This window comes from Parafilimonas sp. (genome assembly GCF_051953455.1).
Classification (GTDB): domain Bacteria; phylum Bacteroidota; class Bacteroidia; order Chitinophagales; family Chitinophagaceae; genus Parafilimonas.
In genome coordinates this window covers 1-20,093 of the sequence record NZ_JBQCIT010000005.1, presented here as the reverse complement: position 1 = coordinate 20,093, position 20,093 = coordinate 1, and the positions used below count along the sequence as shown (strand labels likewise).

General features: G+C 39.6%; 22 protein-coding genes. 17 read left to right on the top strand and 5 right to left on the bottom strand.

The genetic code is table 11. The annotated features are described in order from the left end of the window. Window positions 1–7: 7 nt before the first annotated feature. Window positions 8–811, bottom strand: coding sequence for an SDR family oxidoreductase (locus ACTHN6_RS00940; RefSeq protein ID WP_440433829.1), 804 nt, complete (start codon window positions 809–811; stop codon window positions 8–10). Window positions 812–1,006: 195 nt separating this feature from the next. Between ACTHN6_RS00940 and ACTHN6_RS00935 the strand changes: the two genes are divergently transcribed. The 8 genes from ACTHN6_RS00935 (at window position 1,007) to ACTHN6_RS00900 (ending at window position 7,443) form a co-directional block, all read left to right on the top strand. Continuing rightward, a complete protein-coding gene (locus ACTHN6_RS00935; RefSeq protein ID WP_440433828.1) occupies window positions 1,007–1,492 on the top strand; it encodes a hypothetical protein in 486 nt (161 codons plus the stop codon). After that, window positions 1,493–2,392, top strand: coding sequence for a hypothetical protein (locus ACTHN6_RS00930; protein WP_440433827.1), 900 nt, complete (start codon window positions 1,493–1,495; stop codon window positions 2,390–2,392). A gap of 5 nt (window positions 2,393–2,397) precedes the next feature. After that, window positions 2,398–3,546 (top strand): beta-ketoacyl-ACP synthase III, encoded by a 1,149-nt coding sequence (locus tag ACTHN6_RS00925; protein ID WP_440433826.1) that lies wholly within the window; start codon window positions 2,398–2,400, stop codon window positions 3,544–3,546. Window positions 3,547–3,659: 113 nt separating this feature from the next. Beyond that, window positions 3,660–4,067, top strand: coding sequence for a hypothetical protein (locus ACTHN6_RS00920; RefSeq protein WP_440433825.1), 408 nt, complete (start codon window positions 3,660–3,662; stop codon window positions 4,065–4,067). Then, entirely contained in the window at window positions 4,057–5,076 is a 1,020-nt protein-coding gene (locus ACTHN6_RS00915) for a BtrH N-terminal domain-containing protein (RefSeq protein WP_440433824.1), read from the top strand. The genes ACTHN6_RS00920 and ACTHN6_RS00915 overlap by 11 nt, the downstream gene beginning before the upstream one ends. Next, window positions 5,073–5,816 (top strand): ABC transporter ATP-binding protein, encoded by a 744-nt coding sequence (locus ACTHN6_RS00910; protein WP_440433823.1) that lies wholly within the window; start codon window positions 5,073–5,075, stop codon window positions 5,814–5,816. The genes ACTHN6_RS00915 and ACTHN6_RS00910 overlap by 4 nt, the downstream gene beginning before the upstream one ends. Before the next feature lie 85 nt (window positions 5,817–5,901). Continuing rightward, window positions 5,902–7,179, top strand: a complete 1,278-nt coding sequence (locus ACTHN6_RS00905; protein WP_440433822.1) for an ABC transporter permease — start codon at window positions 5,902–5,904, stop codon at window positions 7,177–7,179. Continuing rightward, on the top strand, window positions 7,180–7,443 hold the full coding sequence (locus ACTHN6_RS00900) for a phosphopantetheine-binding protein (RefSeq protein WP_090660379.1): 264 nt from the start codon (window positions 7,180–7,182) through the stop codon (window positions 7,441–7,443). Between the two features lie 19 nt (window positions 7,444–7,462). Here ACTHN6_RS00900 and ACTHN6_RS00895 read toward each other — a convergent pair whose 3' ends face one another. Continuing rightward, window positions 7,463–8,140, bottom strand: coding sequence for an ArsR/SmtB family transcription factor (locus ACTHN6_RS00895; protein ID WP_440433821.1), 678 nt, complete (start codon window positions 8,138–8,140; stop codon window positions 7,463–7,465). Window positions 8,141–8,200: 60 nt separating this feature from the next. Between ACTHN6_RS00895 and ACTHN6_RS00890 the strand changes: the two genes are divergently transcribed. Together ACTHN6_RS00890 and ACTHN6_RS00885 are read left to right on the top strand one after the other, a co-directional pair. Then, a complete protein-coding gene (locus ACTHN6_RS00890; protein ID WP_440433820.1) occupies window positions 8,201–8,671 on the top strand; it encodes a heme-binding beta-barrel domain-containing protein in 471 nt (156 codons plus the stop codon). Window positions 8,672–8,680: 9 nt separating this feature from the next. Continuing rightward, window positions 8,681–9,061, top strand: coding sequence for a Rid family detoxifying hydrolase (locus ACTHN6_RS00885; RefSeq protein WP_440433819.1), 381 nt, complete (start codon window positions 8,681–8,683; stop codon window positions 9,059–9,061). Window positions 9,062–9,115: 54 nt separating this feature from the next. Here ACTHN6_RS00885 and ACTHN6_RS00880 read toward each other — a convergent pair whose 3' ends face one another. Continuing rightward, window positions 9,116–11,941, bottom strand: coding sequence for a M16 family metallopeptidase (locus ACTHN6_RS00880; RefSeq protein WP_440433818.1), 2,826 nt, complete (start codon window positions 11,939–11,941; stop codon window positions 9,116–9,118). Between the two features lie 210 nt (window positions 11,942–12,151). Between ACTHN6_RS00880 and pheS the strand changes: the two genes are divergently transcribed. Beyond that, window positions 12,152–13,180: a phenylalanine--tRNA ligase subunit alpha gene (gene pheS, locus ACTHN6_RS00875; RefSeq protein WP_440433817.1), complete on the top strand. Its 1,029-nt coding sequence runs from the start codon at window positions 12,152–12,154 to the stop codon at window positions 13,178–13,180. Between the two features lie 291 nt (window positions 13,181–13,471). Then, window positions 13,472–13,636 (top strand): GIY-YIG nuclease family protein, encoded by a 165-nt coding sequence (locus tag ACTHN6_RS00870; protein WP_440433816.1) that lies wholly within the window; start codon window positions 13,472–13,474, stop codon window positions 13,634–13,636. 108 nt (window positions 13,637–13,744) lie between these two features. Here ACTHN6_RS00870 and ACTHN6_RS00865 read toward each other — a convergent pair whose 3' ends face one another. Further along, window positions 13,745–13,999 (bottom strand): hypothetical protein, encoded by a 255-nt coding sequence (locus tag ACTHN6_RS00865; RefSeq protein ID WP_440433815.1) that lies wholly within the window; start codon window positions 13,997–13,999, stop codon window positions 13,745–13,747. Between the two features lie 15 nt (window positions 14,000–14,014). On the opposite strand from ACTHN6_RS00865, the gene ACTHN6_RS00860 reads away from it, so the two are divergent. Then, window positions 14,015–14,392 (top strand): hypothetical protein, encoded by a 378-nt coding sequence (locus tag ACTHN6_RS00860; RefSeq protein WP_440433814.1) that lies wholly within the window; start codon window positions 14,015–14,017, stop codon window positions 14,390–14,392. A 36-nt stretch (window positions 14,393–14,428) separates the two neighbouring features. Then, a complete protein-coding gene (locus ACTHN6_RS00855) occupies window positions 14,429–16,633 on the top strand; it encodes an elongation factor G (RefSeq protein ID WP_440433813.1) in 2,205 nt (734 codons plus the stop codon). An 87-nt stretch (window positions 16,634–16,720) separates the two neighbouring features. Here the strand turns inward: ACTHN6_RS00855 and ACTHN6_RS00850 are convergent, their stop codons facing one another. Further along, window positions 16,721–16,942, bottom strand: coding sequence for a DUF2795 domain-containing protein (locus ACTHN6_RS00850; RefSeq protein ID WP_090660403.1), 222 nt, complete (start codon window positions 16,940–16,942; stop codon window positions 16,721–16,723). A 343-nt stretch (window positions 16,943–17,285) separates the two neighbouring features. Here ACTHN6_RS00850 and ACTHN6_RS00845 point away from each other — a divergent pair, with 343 nt between their 5' ends. From ACTHN6_RS00845 to ACTHN6_RS00835, 3 genes are all read left to right on the top strand, one after another. Further along, entirely contained in the window at window positions 17,286–17,939 is a 654-nt protein-coding gene (locus ACTHN6_RS00845; RefSeq protein WP_440433812.1) for an ABC transporter ATP-binding protein, read from the top strand. 120 nt (window positions 17,940–18,059) lie between these two features. Next, window positions 18,060–19,250, top strand: a complete 1,191-nt coding sequence (locus tag ACTHN6_RS00840) for a pyridoxal phosphate-dependent aminotransferase (protein WP_440433811.1) — start codon at window positions 18,060–18,062, stop codon at window positions 19,248–19,250. Between the two features lie 397 nt (window positions 19,251–19,647). Further along, complete coding sequence (locus ACTHN6_RS00835) at window positions 19,648–20,055, top strand: hypothetical protein (protein WP_440433810.1); 408 nt, start codon at window positions 19,648–19,650, stop codon at window positions 20,053–20,055. Window positions 20,056–20,093 lie beyond the last annotated feature (38 nt).

The following is a 20,093-nucleotide window of genomic DNA, read 5'->3' as shown; positions in this document are numbered from 1 at the left end:
TCTGTTTTTACAGGCAGTGCTCCCCTCCGTCCACATGAATTACGGCGCCATTTATCCACGAAGCTTCCGCTGTACATAGAAGATAAACCACACCAGCCACGTCTTTAGTAGTAGTCATTCGCCCCAGCGGGTTTGATTGTTGTGCATATTGCACCAGTTTATCATGGCCTGTGATTTTCTTTAACGAAGGCGTATCGGTTATACCGGCTTCAATAAGGTTGGTCTTAATGCCTGATTTCCCAAACGCAACCGCCATATAGGTTGCAAGGCTTTGCAGTGATGCTTTGGCTATGGAAACAGCTGCATAGCTTTCCCAGTATTTATGAGCGCCGGCACTGGTTAAACCAATAATACGGGCATCTTTACAAAAGAGGTTGGCATCAAAAAGCAGGCGCGCCCAATCAAGCAGGCTGTTGCCCATTGCATAGCTTGTATAAGCAATATCATGGGTAGTAATTACTTCCTTTTTATCATCTGCAACAACCGGTTTTAAATTGCCTCTTGCCACAGAATGTAGCAATAACTTCACACATTGCCCCTTCGATAACTGTTCAGTAAATGCCCCGATAAATTTTTTCCGCCCGTTTTCTTCCAGGACATTGATATTAAATGGAAGAATGGTAATTGCGTTAGCCAAAGCAAGATTTGAAAATTTTTGTTTGACAGCTTTCTCTGCAATAGCCGTTTCACGGTAGAGCACGGCTATATTCATTCCATGTGCAGCCAGCTTTTCAACAGAAGCCAGGCCGAAACCACTGGAACCGCCTAAAATTACGGCCCAGAAACCGCTAAATTGTTTATTATTCTGCAATACCTGAATATTTAACAGGGGCGCAAATAACCGAAAAAATTTTAATTTATCGTTTAATCATCCAAGCCTCAATCTTTTAGTTTAACAATCGTTGAATAAACGGCCGCATAAACCAACGCTCTAAGCTAAATTTGCGCGGTTTTTGGCTATTGGATTGCTACTAATAGCAATTCAAACATTTTAAAACGGTCGATTATGAAAGCAATTCTATTTTCGTTAATATTTATTTCAGGATTTTTTTTAAAAGAGTCAACTGATGCCAAAGATTTCGACAGGCAGGCTTTTTACGATGCTGTAAAATCAGAATCAGTAAAAGCTATAGATACACAAATTGCGGCTGTTCAATCTTCAGGGCTTAAAGATAAAGATGCTTTTGAAGGAACGCTTTTAATGAAAAAAGCAGGACTCGTAAAAGGCACTAAAAACAAGCTTGATCTTTTCAAAGATGGCCGCATTAAACTTGAAAGCGCTATAAAAAACAATAACTCAAATACGGAATACCGTTTTATGCGGCTGATAATACAGGAACACGCGCCCAGGATTGTGAAATACAGGGATGAGCTGGCAGCAGATGCCGCTTTTATTGAAAAAAATTTTAGAAATTTATCGCCCGATTTACAGAATATTATTATTAACTACAGCAAAGAATCGAAAACGCTTAAAACCACCCACCTGCAATAAATGAGTAAAAAAATCCTGGCGATTTATTATTCGCAAAGCGGCCAGTTGAAAGAGATGATCGCAAATTTTTGCAAGCCATTAATTCAGGCCGGCCACGAAGTTGATGATGTGCAGATTCATGTACAAAACGAATTTCCTTTTCCCTGGACAACAAAGGGTTTTTTTAGTGTAATGCCCGATTGTGTGCTGGGCAATCCTGCAGCACTAAAACCTTTCAGCTTAAAACATGATAAATACGATTTGATTGTTTTAGGTTACCAACCCTGGTTTTTATCGCCCAGTATTCCTTTTAATTCCTTAATGCATGATGAAAGCTTTTTGAAAGTGCTTGCCCACACGCCCGTTATAACCATTACCGGCGTAAGAAATATGTGGACGAATGCTTTTGAAAAAATAAAACCCATGCTCATTAATGCAAAGGCAAATCATGCCGGCACGATTGCATTGTACGACAGAAACCTAAACCTTGTTAGCATCTTTACCATTTTTCACTGGATGATTGGCGGCAAAAAGACCCGCTACCTGGGTTTCTTTCCGTTGCCCGGCGTTTCAGATAAAGACATTGCCAGCACCGAAAACTTTGGAAAACTCGCTTTGCCGTATCTTGAAAAAAATGAATGGAACGGGCTTAAGCAGGAGTTTATCGATGTAAAGGCCGTTGATCCTAAATATCATTTAATGTTCATTGAAGGTAAGGCCGGTATTATGTTTAAAATATGGGCAAACGTCATCCGTAAAAAACAGAATAAAAGTTTCTGGCTTGCTGCATTCAAATATTATCTTTTAATTGCGTTGTTTATAGCTGCGCCAATTGTTTGGGTAATTAATATGCTCATTTTTAAGCCATTTTTATCGAAACATATCCGCAGGAAAAAGGAAATGCTTTTAAAACTGAATTAATCATTATGCCGCTGAACGAAGTTTATATTACAAATACCTCTTTATTTCTGCCCAATGAACCTGTACCCAACGACGATATGGAACTTTACCTCGGGTATATTAACGGTAAGCCTTCCAAATCCAAAAAAATTGTTCTTCGCAATAATGGTATAAAAACAAGATATTATGCCTTGAAAAAAGGCGGTAAAACCACGCATACCAATGCCCAAATGACGGCAGAAGCTGTGCGGGGGTTATTTAAAGATGATCCTGAAAAATTAAAAGAGGTCGATTTGCTTTCCTGCGGTACTTCTTCACCCGATCAAATGATGCCTTCGCATGGCGTAATGGTGCACGGATGGCTGCCGGAAGCAGAAGCCATTGAAGTGGTTTCTCCATCCGGTGTTTGCTGCGCCGGTATGCATGCTTTTAAATATGCTTATCTCGCCGTGAAAGCTGGCGACGTAACAAATGCTGTTGCTGCCGGTTCTGAAAGATTTTCCGCTTCCTTGCGGGCAAATAATTTTGATGAGGAAGCCCATAAGCTGGAAGAACTTAATAAAAATCCATACATCAGTTTTGATAAAGAATTTTTAAGATGGATGTTGTCTGATGGCGCATCTGCTTTTTTATTAACTAATAAACCCAATGAAGAAGGTTTAAGTTTGCGCATAGACTGGATAGAGGGCGTTTCTTATGCCAACGAGATGGAAACCTGCATGTACATGGCTTGTGAAAAAGAAGCAGACGGCACCATAAAAAGCTACCTTGAATTTACGCCGGAAGAAATTATGACAAAATCTATCCTGAGCATTAAACAGGATATTGGTTTGCTCAGCGATAATATTGTTCCGCTTGGCGGACGAAAATTGAAAAAGATATTTGAACGCGAGGGTTTAACCATTAATGATATAGATTATTTCCTGCCGCACATGTCAAGTGAATTTTTCAGGCCGAAAATTTATGAGATCATGTCGGTTTTTGAAGATTATATCCCTTATGAAAGATGGTTTGTGAATTTAACCACTTTAGGTAATGTAGGTGCGGCATCAGCCTATTTTATGGTGCATGAATTATTCAAAAGCGGTAAGCTGAAAAAAGGCGAAAAATTGCTTGTGCTTGTGCCTGAAAGTTCCAGGTTTTCCTATATGTATGCTTTGCTTACGGTAGTATAATTATCTTAACATAAAATTCCCGCTTATGAAACGCCCATGTAAAATTTTTCAGATCCAGAAAATGTACATCAGCGGGCGTTCCATGAGACTATTGAAAAAACAAATATGCACGAATGAAAAAGAATGAAGTGCCGCAGGATTTGGGTGCACTTGGCAAATTGACAAAAGAAGTTTGCTATGCTACCGATGAGCAGGGTAAATACACCACAGCATTGAGCAATGGATGGGAAGTAAAAACGAATGCGCTTGATGTGACCTGGGAAAACATTCAGCATAAAGTGGAAGCAGCAAAAACAAAAGTATTAAAAAACGAAGCCAGCCCTATACTGTTTTTCATGGAAAAAAATATAATGGATATTAATATCCTTTCAAGTTATACCGGCTTTTTTAAATGGCAGATTAAACGGCATTTAAAGCCTGCAATTTTTAATAAGTTATCACCCAAAAAAATAAATAAATACGCCGAGGTGTTTAATGTAACTGTGGATGAATTAAAATCAATGGAGGCGCATGACCAGTAATTTTCATCACGCACAATCTGCGCATTGCGAAAGCGGTGTTACCAGGAACCTTCTTCAAAACATAGGCGTTACACAAATCACAGAACCGCTGGTGTTTGGCATGGGCGCAGGCTTGTTTTTCATTTATATCCCTTTATTAAAAATAAGCGGCGGCCCCGCACTGGCATTCCGTTCAGTGCCTGGTATTATTTTTAAAAGAACCTGTCACTCATTAGGCATTAAAATCATCAGGAAAAAATTTTCTTCAAAAGAAAAAGCAAAGGAAGAATTAGATAAAAAGTTAAGCGAAGGCATGGCTATTGGTTGCCAGGTAGGCGTATATTATTTGCCTTATTTTCCAAAAGAATACCGTTTTCATTTTAATGCACATAACATCGTGGTGTTTGGAAAAGAAGATGGTAAATACCTGGTAAGTGACCCTATTATGGAATACCCAACTTACATGACGGAATATGAGTTGGAGCGTGTACGTTTTGCCAAAGGCGCTTTGGCGCCACGCGGACAAATCTATCATACGCTCGCCACGGCACCCATAACGGAAGAAAGGATAAAACGCGCCATCATTAAAGGCATAAAGCTGAATGTATTTCACATGCTGAAAATACCCGGCGCTTTTGCCGGCGTAAATGGTATTGCTTTTCTTGGTAAAAGAATAAAGAACTGGCGGGATAAACTCGGTTCGGAAAAAGCAGGTTTATACCTGGCGCAGGTGGTGCGGATGCAGGAAGAAATAGGCACTGGAGGTGGTGGCTTTCGTTATATGTACGGCGCTTTTTTGCAGGAAGCCTACAACTATTTTCAGCATGATGAGTTGATGAAATTATCCGAAGAATTTACCAAAGCAGGCGATCTTTGGCGCACAGCGGCCGTGCAGGCTTCGGGTATTTACAAAGGCAGGCTTGGCACACAAGAAGATTATAATATTATGGGCGATTATCTTGCTGAAATATCCTTAATTGAAAAGCGGGCTTTTACAAAACTGGCTGCTGTAAACAAGCAATTAAAATGATGCCGCCGGCTATACAAATAACCAATCTCTGTTTTAAATACAGCAGCGATCAGCAAAACCTGTTTACTGACTTGAATTTAACGGTTGAAGCAGGTGACCGTTTTGGTTTATTCGGTCCGAATGGCGCAGGCAAAACCAGTTTAATGAGTTTGATGACAGGCCTCCTGCCCTTTCACGAAGGCAGTATTCATTTGCTTGGTAATTCCATTGAAAAGAATAATAAAAATGTAAAAAAATTGTTTGGATTTGTGCCGCAGGATTTCTCTTTTTATGAAGAGCTTACGCCCAAAGAAAACCTTGATTTTTTTGGTGCATGGAGTGGTCTCGGCAAACATGAAATTAAGCAGCGCTGCAATGAACTTTTCAGCATACTGCAGCTTGAAAATGTAAAAAATAAAGCCGTTAAAAATTTTTCGGGCGGCATGAAACGTAAAGTAAATCTTGCTATCGGTGTAATACATAATCCACGTTTATTATTTCTCGATGAACCAACTGTTGGCGTGGATATAGAAACGCGGCAGGAAATAATCAGTTATTTAAAAAAGTTGAATGAAAGCGGCACTACGCTTATTTATACTTCGCATCAGTTAAGCGAGGCAGAAAAATTATGCAATAAAATAGCGCTCATCAGCAACGGAAAAATCATTGCTTTTGATACACTTTATAACTTGTTGCAGGAACACGGAAAGCAAAACCTCGAAGATTTATTTGTTCACCTAACGGGTAAGGCTTACGAATGAAACCGGGCATGATGATTTTTTTATCCGCAAACAGAATGTGTATAGCAGGGTTACATAAGACCATTGAAAAAAAAGATATATACAAATGAAGTTGCTGGCAACCATACAAAAAGATGTGCGCATTTTGTTTCGCGATAAAACAGGTTTGCTGCTCATGTTTGCCATGCCTGTTTTACTGGTGCTGGTTGTAACAGGTATTCAAGACAGCAATTTTGATGTAACGCATAAAAGCACGCTATCCATCAGCATTTGTAATAAAGACACCGGTGTTATAAGCCAGGGATTTATTGATGCACTTGACTCAACCGGTTTATTCAATCTTTCTTTTTACAGGAATATAAATGAAGTGCAGTTGCGTAATGATATTTTAAAGAAAAACATGGCGGGAAGTATCATCATCCATGATGGTTTTTCACAACAAATACTGGCAACTTCAAAACAAACGGCAGGCAAGGCTTTGCAATCTTTTGGTTTGGAAGGCGATACCACAACAATCATTTCCAACCATAATAAGAATCATTTAAAATTTTATTACAACCCGGCCTTGCAGCAATCACTTAAAGCATCTGTTGAAGGCGCCGTATTAAGCGCTTTACAAATAATACAAAGCCAGGAAGTATTAAAACAATTATATCTCGCCATCAACGAAACACCCCTGCCCGATTCATTAAAAAATCAGTTGCTTAAAAACAATATCAGCCTTGAAGAAATTCCCCTTACATCAAACGGGGAGGCAACTAATTTAAATGCTACACAGCACAACGTTCCTTCGTGGACCATCTTCGCTATGTTCTTTGTAGTAATGTCACTTGGCGCAGGCATAGTACGTGAAAAACAAAGCGGTGCATTTATACGTTTAAGAACCTTGCCAACGAGTTATTATATTTCACTCTTATCAAAACAAATTACTTACCTCGCCGTAACATTTATACAAGCAGCATTAATTTTTGCCATCGGCATTTTAGTGTTTCCGATTATAGGCTTGCCTGCATTGCAGTTACCCAACGATGTTGCAGGCTTAATAATTGTTACACTCGTGTGTGGCTGGTGTGCGGTAAGTTATGCGTTATGTGTTGGTGTATTTGCAAAAACCCAGGAACAGGCAAGCGCATTCGGATCGGTGTCTGTTGTTATACTTTCCCTAATCGGCGGTTTAATGGTGCCCGATTTTATTATGCCGCAAGGCTTTAAAAGTTTAAGCAGCATTTCACCTTTGCATTGGTGCCTCCAGGCTTATTACGGTTTATTTTTGCAGAATGGCAAACTTGGCAACATTGCCATGTATATTTTATTTATCATTATTATTGCAGTTGCTTTACAACTAATGGCCTTGCTGCAACTAAAAAGAAAAAGATTTATTTAAATGGAAACCTCAGAACTGAAACTTCAGCTAAAAAAACAAATCATAGAGTTTTTAAACTTAACCGATCTTACACCCGAAGATATTAAAGACGATGCCGAATTATTTGGTGAAGGGCTTGGCCTTGATTCAATAGATTCCCTTGAGCTGATTGTGTTGCTTAACCGCGAATATGGCATTACGATTAAAGACCCGAAAGAAGGCCGCAAAGTGCTGATTGATGTAAACACAATGGCCGATTACATTCAGCAGCACAGAACAAAATAAATTTTGAGCTTGCTGCTTGTTACACAATAACCTTCAATTTATCATACAGATTTTTCTGCCCTTTTGCCGTTACAATAATCACCCTTGAATTTTTTGTGGTGCGCAGCCAATCCTGCTGCAGCATTTTATTTAAAAAAGCTGCAGCGAGCGAGCCTGCTATATGATAACGCCGTTCACTCCAGTCAAGGCAAGGCCTTAAAAAGCTTCTTCGCTGCACTTGCAGCGATGCCGTATCAATGTGCAAATCATTAAACCATTGATCACCTTTTTTTGTAAGTGCGAATCTATTTTCTTTCAGCATAATCAATCTTTGTTTCAGCATGGCATCTGTTATAGCAACGCCTGTTTTGCCGGCAAGATGATCGTAGCAGGTCCTGCATTGCTGTATTGGTGTAATGCCGGTAACGGTTTTTGTTTTTTTTGAAGAAGCAGGAATTAAAGTTGACAATGCTTCTACTGCATACGCAATTTCCTGTGTTGCATATTTATAATAACGATGGCGTCCCTGGCTTTCTGCAACAAGCAAACCTGCATTCATGAGTTTAGATAAATGCATACTGATATTGGAGGCAGACGTATCTGCTGCAATAGCCAGTTCTGTTGCAGTAAACGCCTTTCCGTCAAGCAACTCCCATAAAACGGTTGCCCGCACGGGATCGCCAATTAATGAAGCAACGAGTTTAAAATCATCTTTCATAACAATCACATTTCATTGCATACTGAAATGTTCCTGTTTAAAACTACTTTATTTTACTGCATGAAAGAAAAATTTTTAATGCTCAAACAATCGCTCCGTGGTAAATGGCAGGGAGAAGGTTATGCAAAATTCCCAACCATTACAAATACGGCATACGCAGAACAACTGGAGTTTATTCCTGATGATGATAAAGAAGCCATCTTCTTCAATCAGAAAACCTGGTATAAAAATGAAACCGCTGATAACAGCCATACAGTTTTTTGGGATACAGGTTTCATTATTTTAAAAAACAATATGGTGTCATTGCATAGTGCACAAATCGGCGGCCGCATGGAAACGCTTACACTAACAGCATCTGCAGCCGGCAAATTCATTTTTGATAACACAGGTATTTTAAATGATATAAAAACAATCCAGGCGCAGCGCATATTTTCAATTGAAGAAAATGTATTGCATTATCAATTGAATATGGCTACACAGGAAGCCGGTTTTCAAAACCATCTTACGGCAACACTCAGGAAAATTCAATAAACAAATTTTATGAAAACATCAATTCATACTACAAAAGCGCCAGAACCCATGGGGCCTTTCAGCCAGGCAACAGTAACAGGTAATTTTATTTTTTTGTCAGCCCAATTGGCAAGGGACGTTATAACCGGCGAATTGGTAATGCAAAATATAGAGGCCGAAACGAACCAGGTAATGAAAAACCTTGAAGCCATTTTAAAAGCAAGCGGCTCTGATTTCAATCATGTTGTTAAAAGCAGCATCTTTCTAAAAAATATGAATGATTATGCTGTTGTGAATAAAGTATATAGTGATTACTTTAAAAAACCTTATCCTGCAAGGGAAACTATACAGGTTGCAGATTTACCGGCGCACGTTAATATCGAAATATCAATGATAGCAGTAAAACCATAAAATAATGCCCCATTGTAAAATTACAATGGGGCATAAAATAATGTACTAAAGATATTATTGTTTCTCCGGCATCAATACCGCTTTCACATAATTGTTCATATTTAAATATTTAACTGCAGCAGCCTGTATATCTTTTGCAGTTACAGCCTGCGCCGCTTCATTATATTTCAATATCCAGCCAGGATTTTGCTTATCAATAAATGCGCTGCTAAGGTTGGAAAGCCAGTAATCATTGTTCTTTATATCTGTTGCATATTGCTCCCTGATATTGGCTTTTACCTTTTCAAGATAAGTTTCTGTAACACCATGTTGCTGCACATCTTTTATAATGGCAAATAACGCCTTTGTTAGAGTATCAACATTTTCAGGCGCACAGGGAAACCGCACTGTAACGCTGTAATGGTCGTAAGGCCTTGGCGTTATTGAACCGCCCATGCCGCCACCATAAATGCCACTCATGGCTTCACGCAGTTGTTCTATTATTTTAATGTTCATTATTTCGGTAAGCATGTCCAGCTTTAATGCGTCTTCATAATTAAACTTTGCATCGCCCGTGAAAATAATATTGACAAGACTGCGTGGTTCATTGCCTTTTTGCACTGTAAAATCTTTTACACCTTTTACCGGTCTTAAACCAACATCAGTGAATTTATTTTCCTTCTGTTTGCCGGGTAAACTGCCAAGATATAATGCCAGCAAGGGTTTAATGGAATCAACATTCATATTGCCCACAAACGTAAAGTGCATGCCATACATATTGCTGTAAATCCTTTTATAAACAGCCATTACGGTATCAAGGTTGATGGCATCATAATCTGTAGTTTTTGGAAGGCCCGAAGCCCAGGGATTGTTATTATACATCACCTTTGTGAGCGTATCACTGAAATAAGAATTGGGATTGGCAGCAAGGTTTTTAATAAATCCTTTTTGAGAGGATATAAATGCTTTAAACAAATTATCATCTCTTCTTGGCGCTGTTACATATAAATAAAGTAACTGCAACATGGTTTCTGCATCTTTTACATTACAACTGCCTTGTATGCCTTCTTCTGATGTGTTGATATATGGCTGAACGCCGGCAGTTTTACCAGCCATAAATTTATTAAGGTCTGTTGGCGACATATTGCTTACGCCCATAGATTGTACAATGCTTGCTGCATTTATAGCACTGAACTTATCAGATAAAGGAAAGTTTTGATAACCGCCCCAACGCCAGCCATCAAACTGAATTTCGTTATTCTTAAATGTAGTTGGCTTTAAGGTTACGGAAATACCATTGCTGAAAGTAATATCGGTTATACCCAATTCGGCATTCTTTTTTTCACTGGTAATTTTACCGGCAACGGGTTGCTTATCGAGCAACGAATTGCCAACAGCATTTTCCGTATAAGCCATTACAGGCAATTTATACGCATCATTCAGCATGGTTAATAAACTTTCATCCGTTGGTAAATCTTTGGCATTATCAGGCGCCATTAATAAAGCAAATTTGCCCTGCGTGCTCTCCATCTTTTTAGCAATGGCGTTCACTTCAGCCAGGGTTATATCCGGCAGCGCCTGCTGTAAAAATTTATACCGGTTGGCAATACCTGGTATGGGCGTGCCTTCCAGGAAATTATTTACATATCCATCTACAAAGCGGAATGATTCTGTTTTATCAGCATCTTTATAGGCTGCTTCCGTTTGATTAAGTAAACTCAGTTTAGCCCTGTCCAGCTCAGCTTGCAGGAAGCCATATTTTTTTACACTTTCTGTTGTTTTAATAACAGAATCGATAGCAGCCTGCATAGGCTTATCACCTAAAAATATAAAAGTTGTAAAGGCCCGGTAACCCCGTATAAATTCCTGGAAACTGGTGCCCGCAAACAAAAATGGTGGATTGGCCTGTTGCGTTAATTCCCGCAGGCGCTGGCTTATGATAGCATTAAATAATCCTTCCACAACCGATTGCCTGTAATCGTTCCAGGTAACCACAGGCGTGTCTCTTTCAACATAATTAAACACCTGCAGTATAGTGTTTGTTTGTTCTTTATCCGTTAGCACCATCGCTTTATTTTTTGTGCGCACAGGTATTGGAATAATGGAAGGCCTTGGCGCTGCATTGGCAGGATTGGTAAAATGGCCAAAATGTGCTTCTATTTTTTGTTTGGCAACGGCCGGATCTATATCACCCACAACAACCACGGCCTGCAAATCAGGACGGTACCATGTTTTATAAAAACGTTCCAGTGTTGCAGGCTTAAAACTTCTTAAGGTATCATCAATACCAATAGGTAAACGTTTTGCATATAAAGAACCATTGAATAATTCGGGAAAATATTTGGTGCGCATACGTTCACCCGCGCCTTTACCCAAACGGCTTTCTTCCAGCACCACACCTCTTTCTTTGTTTATTTCAGATGTATCAAGCAAAGCATTGCCTGCCCAGTCTTCCAGGATAGTAAACCCGCTGTCAAGTTTGGCAGCATCATCAGAAGGAATGGGAAGGATATAAACGGTTTCATCAAATCCCGTGTAAGCATTCAGGTCGGCGCCAAACTTCACGCCAATTGATTGCAGGTAATTTACAATTTCATTTTTTGGAAAATGTTTTAAGCCGTTAAAATTCATGTGCTCCATAAAATGCGCCAGGCCTTGTTGTGACGAGTCTTCCAGCACAGAGCCTGCATTCACCACGAGCCTTAATTCCACTTTGTTTTCAGGCTTTTTATTTTGACGTATGTAATAGGTTAAGCCATTGGAAAGTTTGCCAACCACAACATTACTGTCAACAGCAATTTTATCGTTAAGGTTGAATTGTGCATTAAGGGTGCTGAAAAAAAACAGCGCAGCAGCTAAACTTAAAAATTTGGCAGTAAAGGTTTGAATTGTTTTAAGCATAAGTAAGTTTTATGTGGATAAATGTAGTGCGTTAGCGTTTAATAAAATATTCAGTCCTTCAATATTTAAAAAAAGTTATCAAAAAAACGAATGGTGAAGCTGTAGCTCTTATACGCATTATTAACGTTCTATTCTCTATAAAACAAGATTTAAAACTGCTTTGAGCACACAAACAATTTCTGAAATGCAGGCTATACTTATCTTTGCGTCATGGAATTATCAGCGCAAATTGATCAATATAAAAAAGAAATAGAAGCATTTGCAGGTGAAAACGGTGAAGCCGCAGAAACCTTCCGCATAAAATATCTTGGCACAAAAGGCATTGTAAAAAATATAATGCAGGAAATGAAGAACGTACCGGCTGATAAGAAAAAAGAGGCCGGGCAATTATTAAACAGCTTTAAGCAATTTGCCGAAGCAAAATATGAAACGCTGAAACAGCTATCAGCTATCAGCCATCAGCCATCAGCTAAAAACATTGATTATACTTTACCCGGCGATGACATAACTATTGGCACACGCCATCCTTTAAGCATTGTGCGCAGCCAGATTATTTCCATTTTCAGCAGACTTGGTTTTATATTGGCGGAAGGACCGGAAATTGAAGATGACTGGCATAATTTCACGTCAATGAATATGCCTGAAAACCATCCTGCCCGCGACATGCAGGATACGTTTTATGTGCAGAAAAACCCTGACTGGCTTTTACGCACACATACCAGTAGTGTACAGGCAAGGGTAATGGAAAAACAAAAGCCGCCGATCAGGATTATCTGCCCCGGGCGTGTTTACAGGAATGAAACTATCAGCGCAAGGGCGCACTGTTTCTTTCACCAGGTGGAAGGTTTATATGTGGCAGAAAATGTAAGCTTTGCCGATCTCAAACAAACATTATACTTTTTTGTGCGGGAAATGTTTGGTAAGGATGCGAAGATACGTTTTCGCCCCTCCTATTTTCCGTTTACAGAGCCCAGCGCCGAAATGGATATAGATTGTTTAATCTGCCACGGTAAAGGCTGCAATGTGTGCAAACATACCGGCTGGGTAGAAATTCTTGGCAGCGGCATGGTGCATCCAAACACACTGAAAAATTTTGATATTGATCCTGAAATTTATACCGGCTTTGCTTTTGGTATGGGCATTGAAAGAATCTGCCAGCTTAAATACCGCGTAAACGATTTACGCCTGTATTCACAGGATGATGTAAGATTTTTAAAACAGTTTGCGGGCGTGGTATAGACAGGATTTCCGGCTGTGTTTTATGTTTTACATTGTTTTATCGCTTGCATGTAATAGAACCATAAATTTTATTGCTGATAAAACGAATAAACGCTTTTGCATGTCTTTCCTGCGAAGGCAGGAACTGCTCGCAGCATTTAAGGTAACTAATAATATTATCGACATATTTACAATTTAGGTTCAGGTACCCGGCCATGCCGGGCATACAGGCTGTTATTACGCTTTTTTCTTCTTTACTCTACATAGCAATGCCCAAAAAAATGAAACCTTTAATTCGTACTTCATTTCACTATGCAGTTGGGAGGAACAGTTTATATTTTAACCAATGTACATAACGAAGTATTATACATTGGTGTTACTTCAGATATGTTTACAAGAATCCCTGAACACATTAATAAAGTTTATCCAAAGTCTTTTACATCAAAATACAATTGCTATAAACTTGTTTATTACTAAACTTTTGGCCGAATTGAAGATGCTATAACAAGAGAGAAACAACTGAAGAAATGGAACGGTAGATGGAAAAATAAACTGATTACAGATTTTAACCCAGAATGGAAAGATTTATTTCCAGCAATCTGAATATTTAAGTGCAGGTGCCAAATCAAGTTGGGCATGACGGGCGAGTGGCTGTATTTTAACCAAAATATAAAAAATAACCATACGCAGAATCTGGTAAGATACCGCATTTTCCTTAAATAAAACACTGATTTCAAACGCTTTTCGCCATGAATTTTTTAGCTTGAATTTTATAAAAATTAGTTCTACATTTATTCTAACAATTCGCCCCAACTGTTCATACAGCGGGTATTTCTTCACTTAAATTTAAATCCCATGGTCGAAACAGAAATCTCCCAGTTTGCCAGGGAATGCAACGATTGGAGAGAAACATTGCGTTCCCATCGTGATGAATTGCACCAGATGCAAACAACATTACAACAGGCAGTTAATCATCCCCTATCCAAAGAAGAACAAACAGAACTGGAACACCTTCAAAACCAGTTGCACATTCAGCTAATCAATATTCACGATCTTAAACATGCAGTTAAATTGCACGACCGTAAGCTGCATGCCGAAGTCTCGGAAACACCGCTCTTTCCTGATAACGTTTCAATTTATCACGAAAACCTGAATGATGATTATCATTCACTTGAAAATACAATAAACGAATTGCGTGAGCAGGTGGATAATTTTATACACCAGGTTCAATAATATCCGCTAAAAATTCCCCTGTAATAAACCATTTGAATGTGGCAATTTTTGCCATTGGCAATTGCTGCATTCAAATGGCTTTCTCTTAATGATAAAATATATGCTATGCCAGAATTTGATACCGCACACGTTAAATCTATTGTCTTGCTCGGCCATGCCGGCTCCGGCAAGACTACATTAACGGAGTGTATGCTATACGAAGCCGGATTGATCAATCGCCGCGGCACTGTTGCAGAAAAAAATACGGTAAGCGATTACCACGAACTGGAGCAGGAACGCGGCAATTCTATTTTTAGCAAATTACTGCACACTAAATGGCGCGGTTATAAAATAAATATTATTGATACGCCGGGCTACGATGATTTTGTAGGCGAAGTAATATCGGCTTTACGTGTGGCCGATACGGGTGTTATGTTATTAAATGCAGTGAACGGTGTTGAAGTTACCACAGACATTATTTGGGATTATACTGAACAGTTTAAAACCCCGATGATTTTTGCCGTAAATAAATTAGATGATGATGATGCAGATTTTGACCGCACGGTTGCCGAAGCCAAAAATCATTTTGGCAGCAAGGTGCAGGTGGTGCAATATCCGCGGCAGCAGGGTGCAGGTTTTCATGAAATAATTGATGTGCTGCGTATGACGATGTATAAGTTTAAAGATACCGGCGGCAAACCTGAAAAACTGCCTATTCCCGATGATGAAAAAGCAAAGGCTGATGAACTGCACCGCGAATTAGTGGAAGCCATTGCGAGCAACGATGAAACCCTGATGGAAAAATATTTTGATAAAGGCGAACTTGATGAAGATGAAATGAAAGTAGGCCTGAAGAAAGCCATGATCAACCATGATATATTTCCGTTGTTTTGTTTAAGTGCAGAACGGAATATGGGCAGTGGCAGGCTCATGGGTTTTATTGATAATGTTTGCCCCAGCGCCAATGAAATGCCGCCGCAGCAAACCATCAAAAACGAAGTATTGCCCTGCGATGAAAAAGGCCCCGCCTGCATGTTTATTTATAAAACGGTAAGCGAACCGCATGTAGGTGAACTATCTTTCTTTAAAGTATATTCCGGTTGCATAAAAAGCGGCATGGAACTGGAGAATGAAAGCACGGGCGTTAGTGAAAAAATAAACCAGTTGTTTTTGGTAGAAGGTAATAAGCGAACAAACGTAAATGAACTTTGCGCCGGAGATATTGGTGCCACCCTTAAATTAAAAAATACACATGTAAACAACACACTCCATGCAAAAGGCAAAAGTTATGAATTAAAGCCGATTGAATTTCCCCCGCCTAATATTACGGTTGCCGTAGAATCAACTAAAAAAGGGGAAGAAGAAAAATTATCGCAGGCTTTACACCAGTTAAAAGAAGAAGATCCAACATTGATAGTTGAGTTTTCACCCGAATTAAAACAGATGTTAATTCATGCACAGGGCGATATGCATTTAGCTGTTGCCAAATGGAAGATCGAGCACAACTTTAAAATAGAAATAAAGTTTGAAAAACCGCGTATCCCTTACCGCGAAACCATTCGCCGGGAAGCAGATGCCACCTATCGTCATAAAAAGCAAAGCGGTGGCGCCGGGCAGTTTGGTGAAGTGTTTATGCGTATTGAACCCTGGTACGATGGCATTCCCGAACCGCATGGTTTAAATGTACGCGGCCGCGACACCTATGATCTGGATTGGGGCGGTAAACTTGTTTTTTACAACTGCATTGTTGGCGGCGCTATCGATGCACGTTTCCTCCCGTCTATCTTAAAAGGCGTAATGGAAAAAATGCATAATGGCCCCCTTACGGGTTCGTATGCGAGAGACATCCGCGTATGTGTATATGATGGCAAAATGCACCCGGTTGACAGTAATGATATCTCTTTTAAAATAGCAGGCTTGCAGGCTTTCAGGCAGGCGTTTAAAGATGCCGACCCGCAGATACTCGAACCTGTTTATAAAGTGGAAGTGCTTTGCCCTGACGATCTTACCGGCGCTGTTATGGGCGATCTGCAAACACGCCGTGCTATTGTGGAAGGTATTGATGCGGAAAGAAATTTTCAAAAGATAACGGCCAAAGTGCCGCTGGCAGAAATGGATGGTTACTCATCCTCCCTTCGCTCATTAACGCAGGGGCGGGCCAAATTCAGGAGCAGCTTTTCAGAATATGCGGCGGTGCCTTACGATCTCCAGCGCAAACTGATGGATGAATATAACAAAACGGAAAAGGAAGAAGTGGCGTAATAATTTTTGTACTGTATAAGTTCAAAAAATAACAAACCCCCCGAAAAATTTCAGGGGGTTTGTTATAAAAATTATAATTAAATAAAATCAATATTCATCTTCATTAAACAAGAAATCTTCCTGGCTTGGGTAGTCAGGCCAAATATCTTCTATGCTTTCATACACTTCGCCCTCATCTTCCAGTTCCTGCAAATTCTCAACCACTTCAATCGGCGCGCCGGAACGTATAGCATAATCTATCAGTTCATCTTTTGTTGCGGGCCAGGGCGCATCTTCCAGGTAGCTGGCTAATTCTAAAGTCCAAAACATTGCCTTTCAAATTTTGCGCAAAAGTAAGTGTTGTAATGAAATTACCAAACGCAGTTTTTTATTCCAAACTGTTATAGTTTCCCAAACCTTAATAATTTGTGTAATTGGTTGTATTTGCCTCATCTTTGAATCATTTAAAAAGCGGGCTTTTTTGAATGTTTTCAGGTTGCAAGCTAATTAACGCCGGTTAAGCACGGTTGCGTCGCATCACTTGTACTGCAACAATATGGCATCGCCGGTTTCAAATTGCAGGCTTACATTGTTAATGGCTATTGCACTAAAAATCACGCTTTTCACTTTTTAAACAACTATAAAAAAACTCCGCTTCGGCGAAGACAGGCTTATGCTTGCAGCAAAAAATATTAAAAAAAAATACGGCCAGGTAGAAGTTTTAAAAGGCGTTGACATCAGCATAAACCATGGTGAAATAGTAAGCATTGTTGGTTCTTCCGGGGCCGGCAAAAGTACGCTGCTGCATATACTGGGCACACTGGATGCGCCAGATGCCGGTGAAATATTCCTGAATAATGTTGCCGTACACCATTTAAAAGGTAAAAAGCTGGCAGATTTCCGCAATCATCATATAGGGTTTGTATTTCAGTTTCATCATTTGCTGCCTGAATTTACAGCCCTCGAAAATGTTTGCATCCCGTCGTGGATTGCCGGCAACGGCAAAAAACAAACTGAACAGCAGGCCATTCAACTGCTGGAAACATTAGGCTTAAAAGACCGGATAGAAAACAAGCCCAACCAGCTCAGCGGCGGTGAACAACAGCGTGTGGCCGTGGCCAGGGCACTCATCAATAAACCCGATATTGTCTTCGCTGATGAACCCACCGGCAATCTTGATTCCGTGCATGCCAAAGAACTGCATGAATTATTTGTGCAGCTACGCAATCAATTCAAACAAACATTTCTTATCGTAACCCACAACGAAGAAATGGCGCAAATGAGCGACCGTATTCTGCACATGAAAGATGGAAAAATAGTTGAGTAGTTGATTGGTTGATTGGTAAATCCCCTGCTATTTATAACCTGTCAACTTATCAACCTGCCAACAATTCAACTTATGCACTACCCTCCTAAACACTATATTTGCATCCCAAAATAAAAAAGCATGCAACTATCTTCTTTACTGCAACGTTTCAATGAACCGGAAACGTTGAAAATGGCCAAGCTCGGCCGCGAATTAAGGGCTAAAGGAATTGATGTAATCGATCTTAGTTTGGGTGAACCCGATTTTGATACCCCCGAACACATAAAGCAGGCTGCTATAAAAGCAATTGAAGATAATTACAGCCACTACACACCGGTTGCCGGTTATCTTGATTTACGCGAAGCTGTATGCACCAAATTTAAACGCGATAACAACCTTGATTATAAACCTGAAAATATTGTTGTTTCAACCGGCGCCAAACAAAGCCTTGCCAATACTATTTTAGCAGTGGTTGATAAAGATGAAGAAGTAATTATTCCAACGCCTTACTGGGTTACGTATTCCGAACTGGTAAAAATTGCCGGCGGTAAAGTGGTGGAGATACGCAGCAAACCGGAAAATGGTTTTAAAATTTCCCCGGCTGAACTGGAAGCTGCCATCACGCCAAAAACAAAAATGTTTTTGTTCTCCTCTCCCTGCAATCCTTCCGGTGCCGTTTATTCAAAAGAAGAGTTGAGAGGTTTGGCCGATGTGTTTGCAAAACATCCAGACATTGCCATCATCTCCGATGAAATTTATGAATACATCAATTTCGTTGGCAAAAATGAAAGCATTGCACAATTTGATGATATTAAAGACCGGGTGATAATTGTAAATGGTTTAAGTAAGGGTTTTGCTATGACCGGCTGGCGCCTTGGTTTTATTGCCGCACATCCCGACATAGCAAAAGCTACAGAAAAAATACAGGGACAATTTACCAGCGGCACCAATGCTATTACGCAGCGGGCGGCCATTACGGCGCTTACCGCCGATCTTAAGCCAAGCATGGAAATGGTGGAGCAGTTTACAGAACGCCGGAAAAAGGTACTTGAATTAGTAAAGGCCATTCCGGGCATTAAATGTTTTGAACCGGAGGGTGCATTTTACATTTTCCCCGATGTTAGTTCCTATTATGGCAAAAGCAATGGTGAAACTACCATTACCAATGCCAATGATCTTTGCATGTATTTATTAAACACAGCACATGTTTCCAGCGTAATGGGTGATGCATTTGGCGAACCCAACTGCGTTCGTTTCTCTTTCGCCAACAGCATGCAGAACATTGAAAAAGGCTGGGCAAGAATTAAAGATGCACTGGCTAAATTGAAATAGTAAAAAATGCAGCACAATATTTTATTGTTGTGCTGCATTTACTTTTATTTGAAAAGTACCGGGTATAATAAAAATAATGAAGCCAAAAGAATTATGATTATCAGGTATAATCTTTTGACTTTACTATTTCCCAATAAAGCAGAAATGATTGCAGTGCATAATGCGGTTATGACTAATATTTCTGCAACGAGCGTATAATTTGGATACTGCCTTAAAATTCCACCTGTCAGAATCAGTAATCCTGTAATTATTAAGAGATAAGGTTTTACTTTTTTCATACGTAAAAGGTTTAAGATTTAGAACGAAAGCAAGTTAACCTTTTTAAAAATCAGCAAATAAATTTTTGCTATCTTATTAACTTGCTTTAAAGTAAAGTGTTTAAAAACTAATTTCACGAATGGATTATTCTTTCTTCATCCTCATCATCTCCATCTTCGCTTCACGCTTTATACAACTGAATGCTTTCAGAACATTGAAGGATGAAGACAAAGGCAAAGTGCTTTCAAAAAACATCATGCAGCTTTCGCAGGTAAGCATGGTTATTACCATTTTGCTGGTTGTGGCATTTTACCTGCTCGTTAGCAAATACCCTGATAAATTAACGGCCATTGCAGCATCGTTTTTTGTGGCACTCATTGCACAGCGCGTTATTGTTTATTTGTTTACCAGGAAAAGAATGATAGACAACGGCGTTCCCTCCACCTATACCAATAAATATTTTCTTAGCTGGCTTGTAACTACTGTTGGCGTAGCTTTATTCATTGTTTTATTTATGCAGCAGTATAATCATGCACTTGCAAAATGATAAGTTGATCATGTTTCAAAACCGTTTGCTTAAAGTGT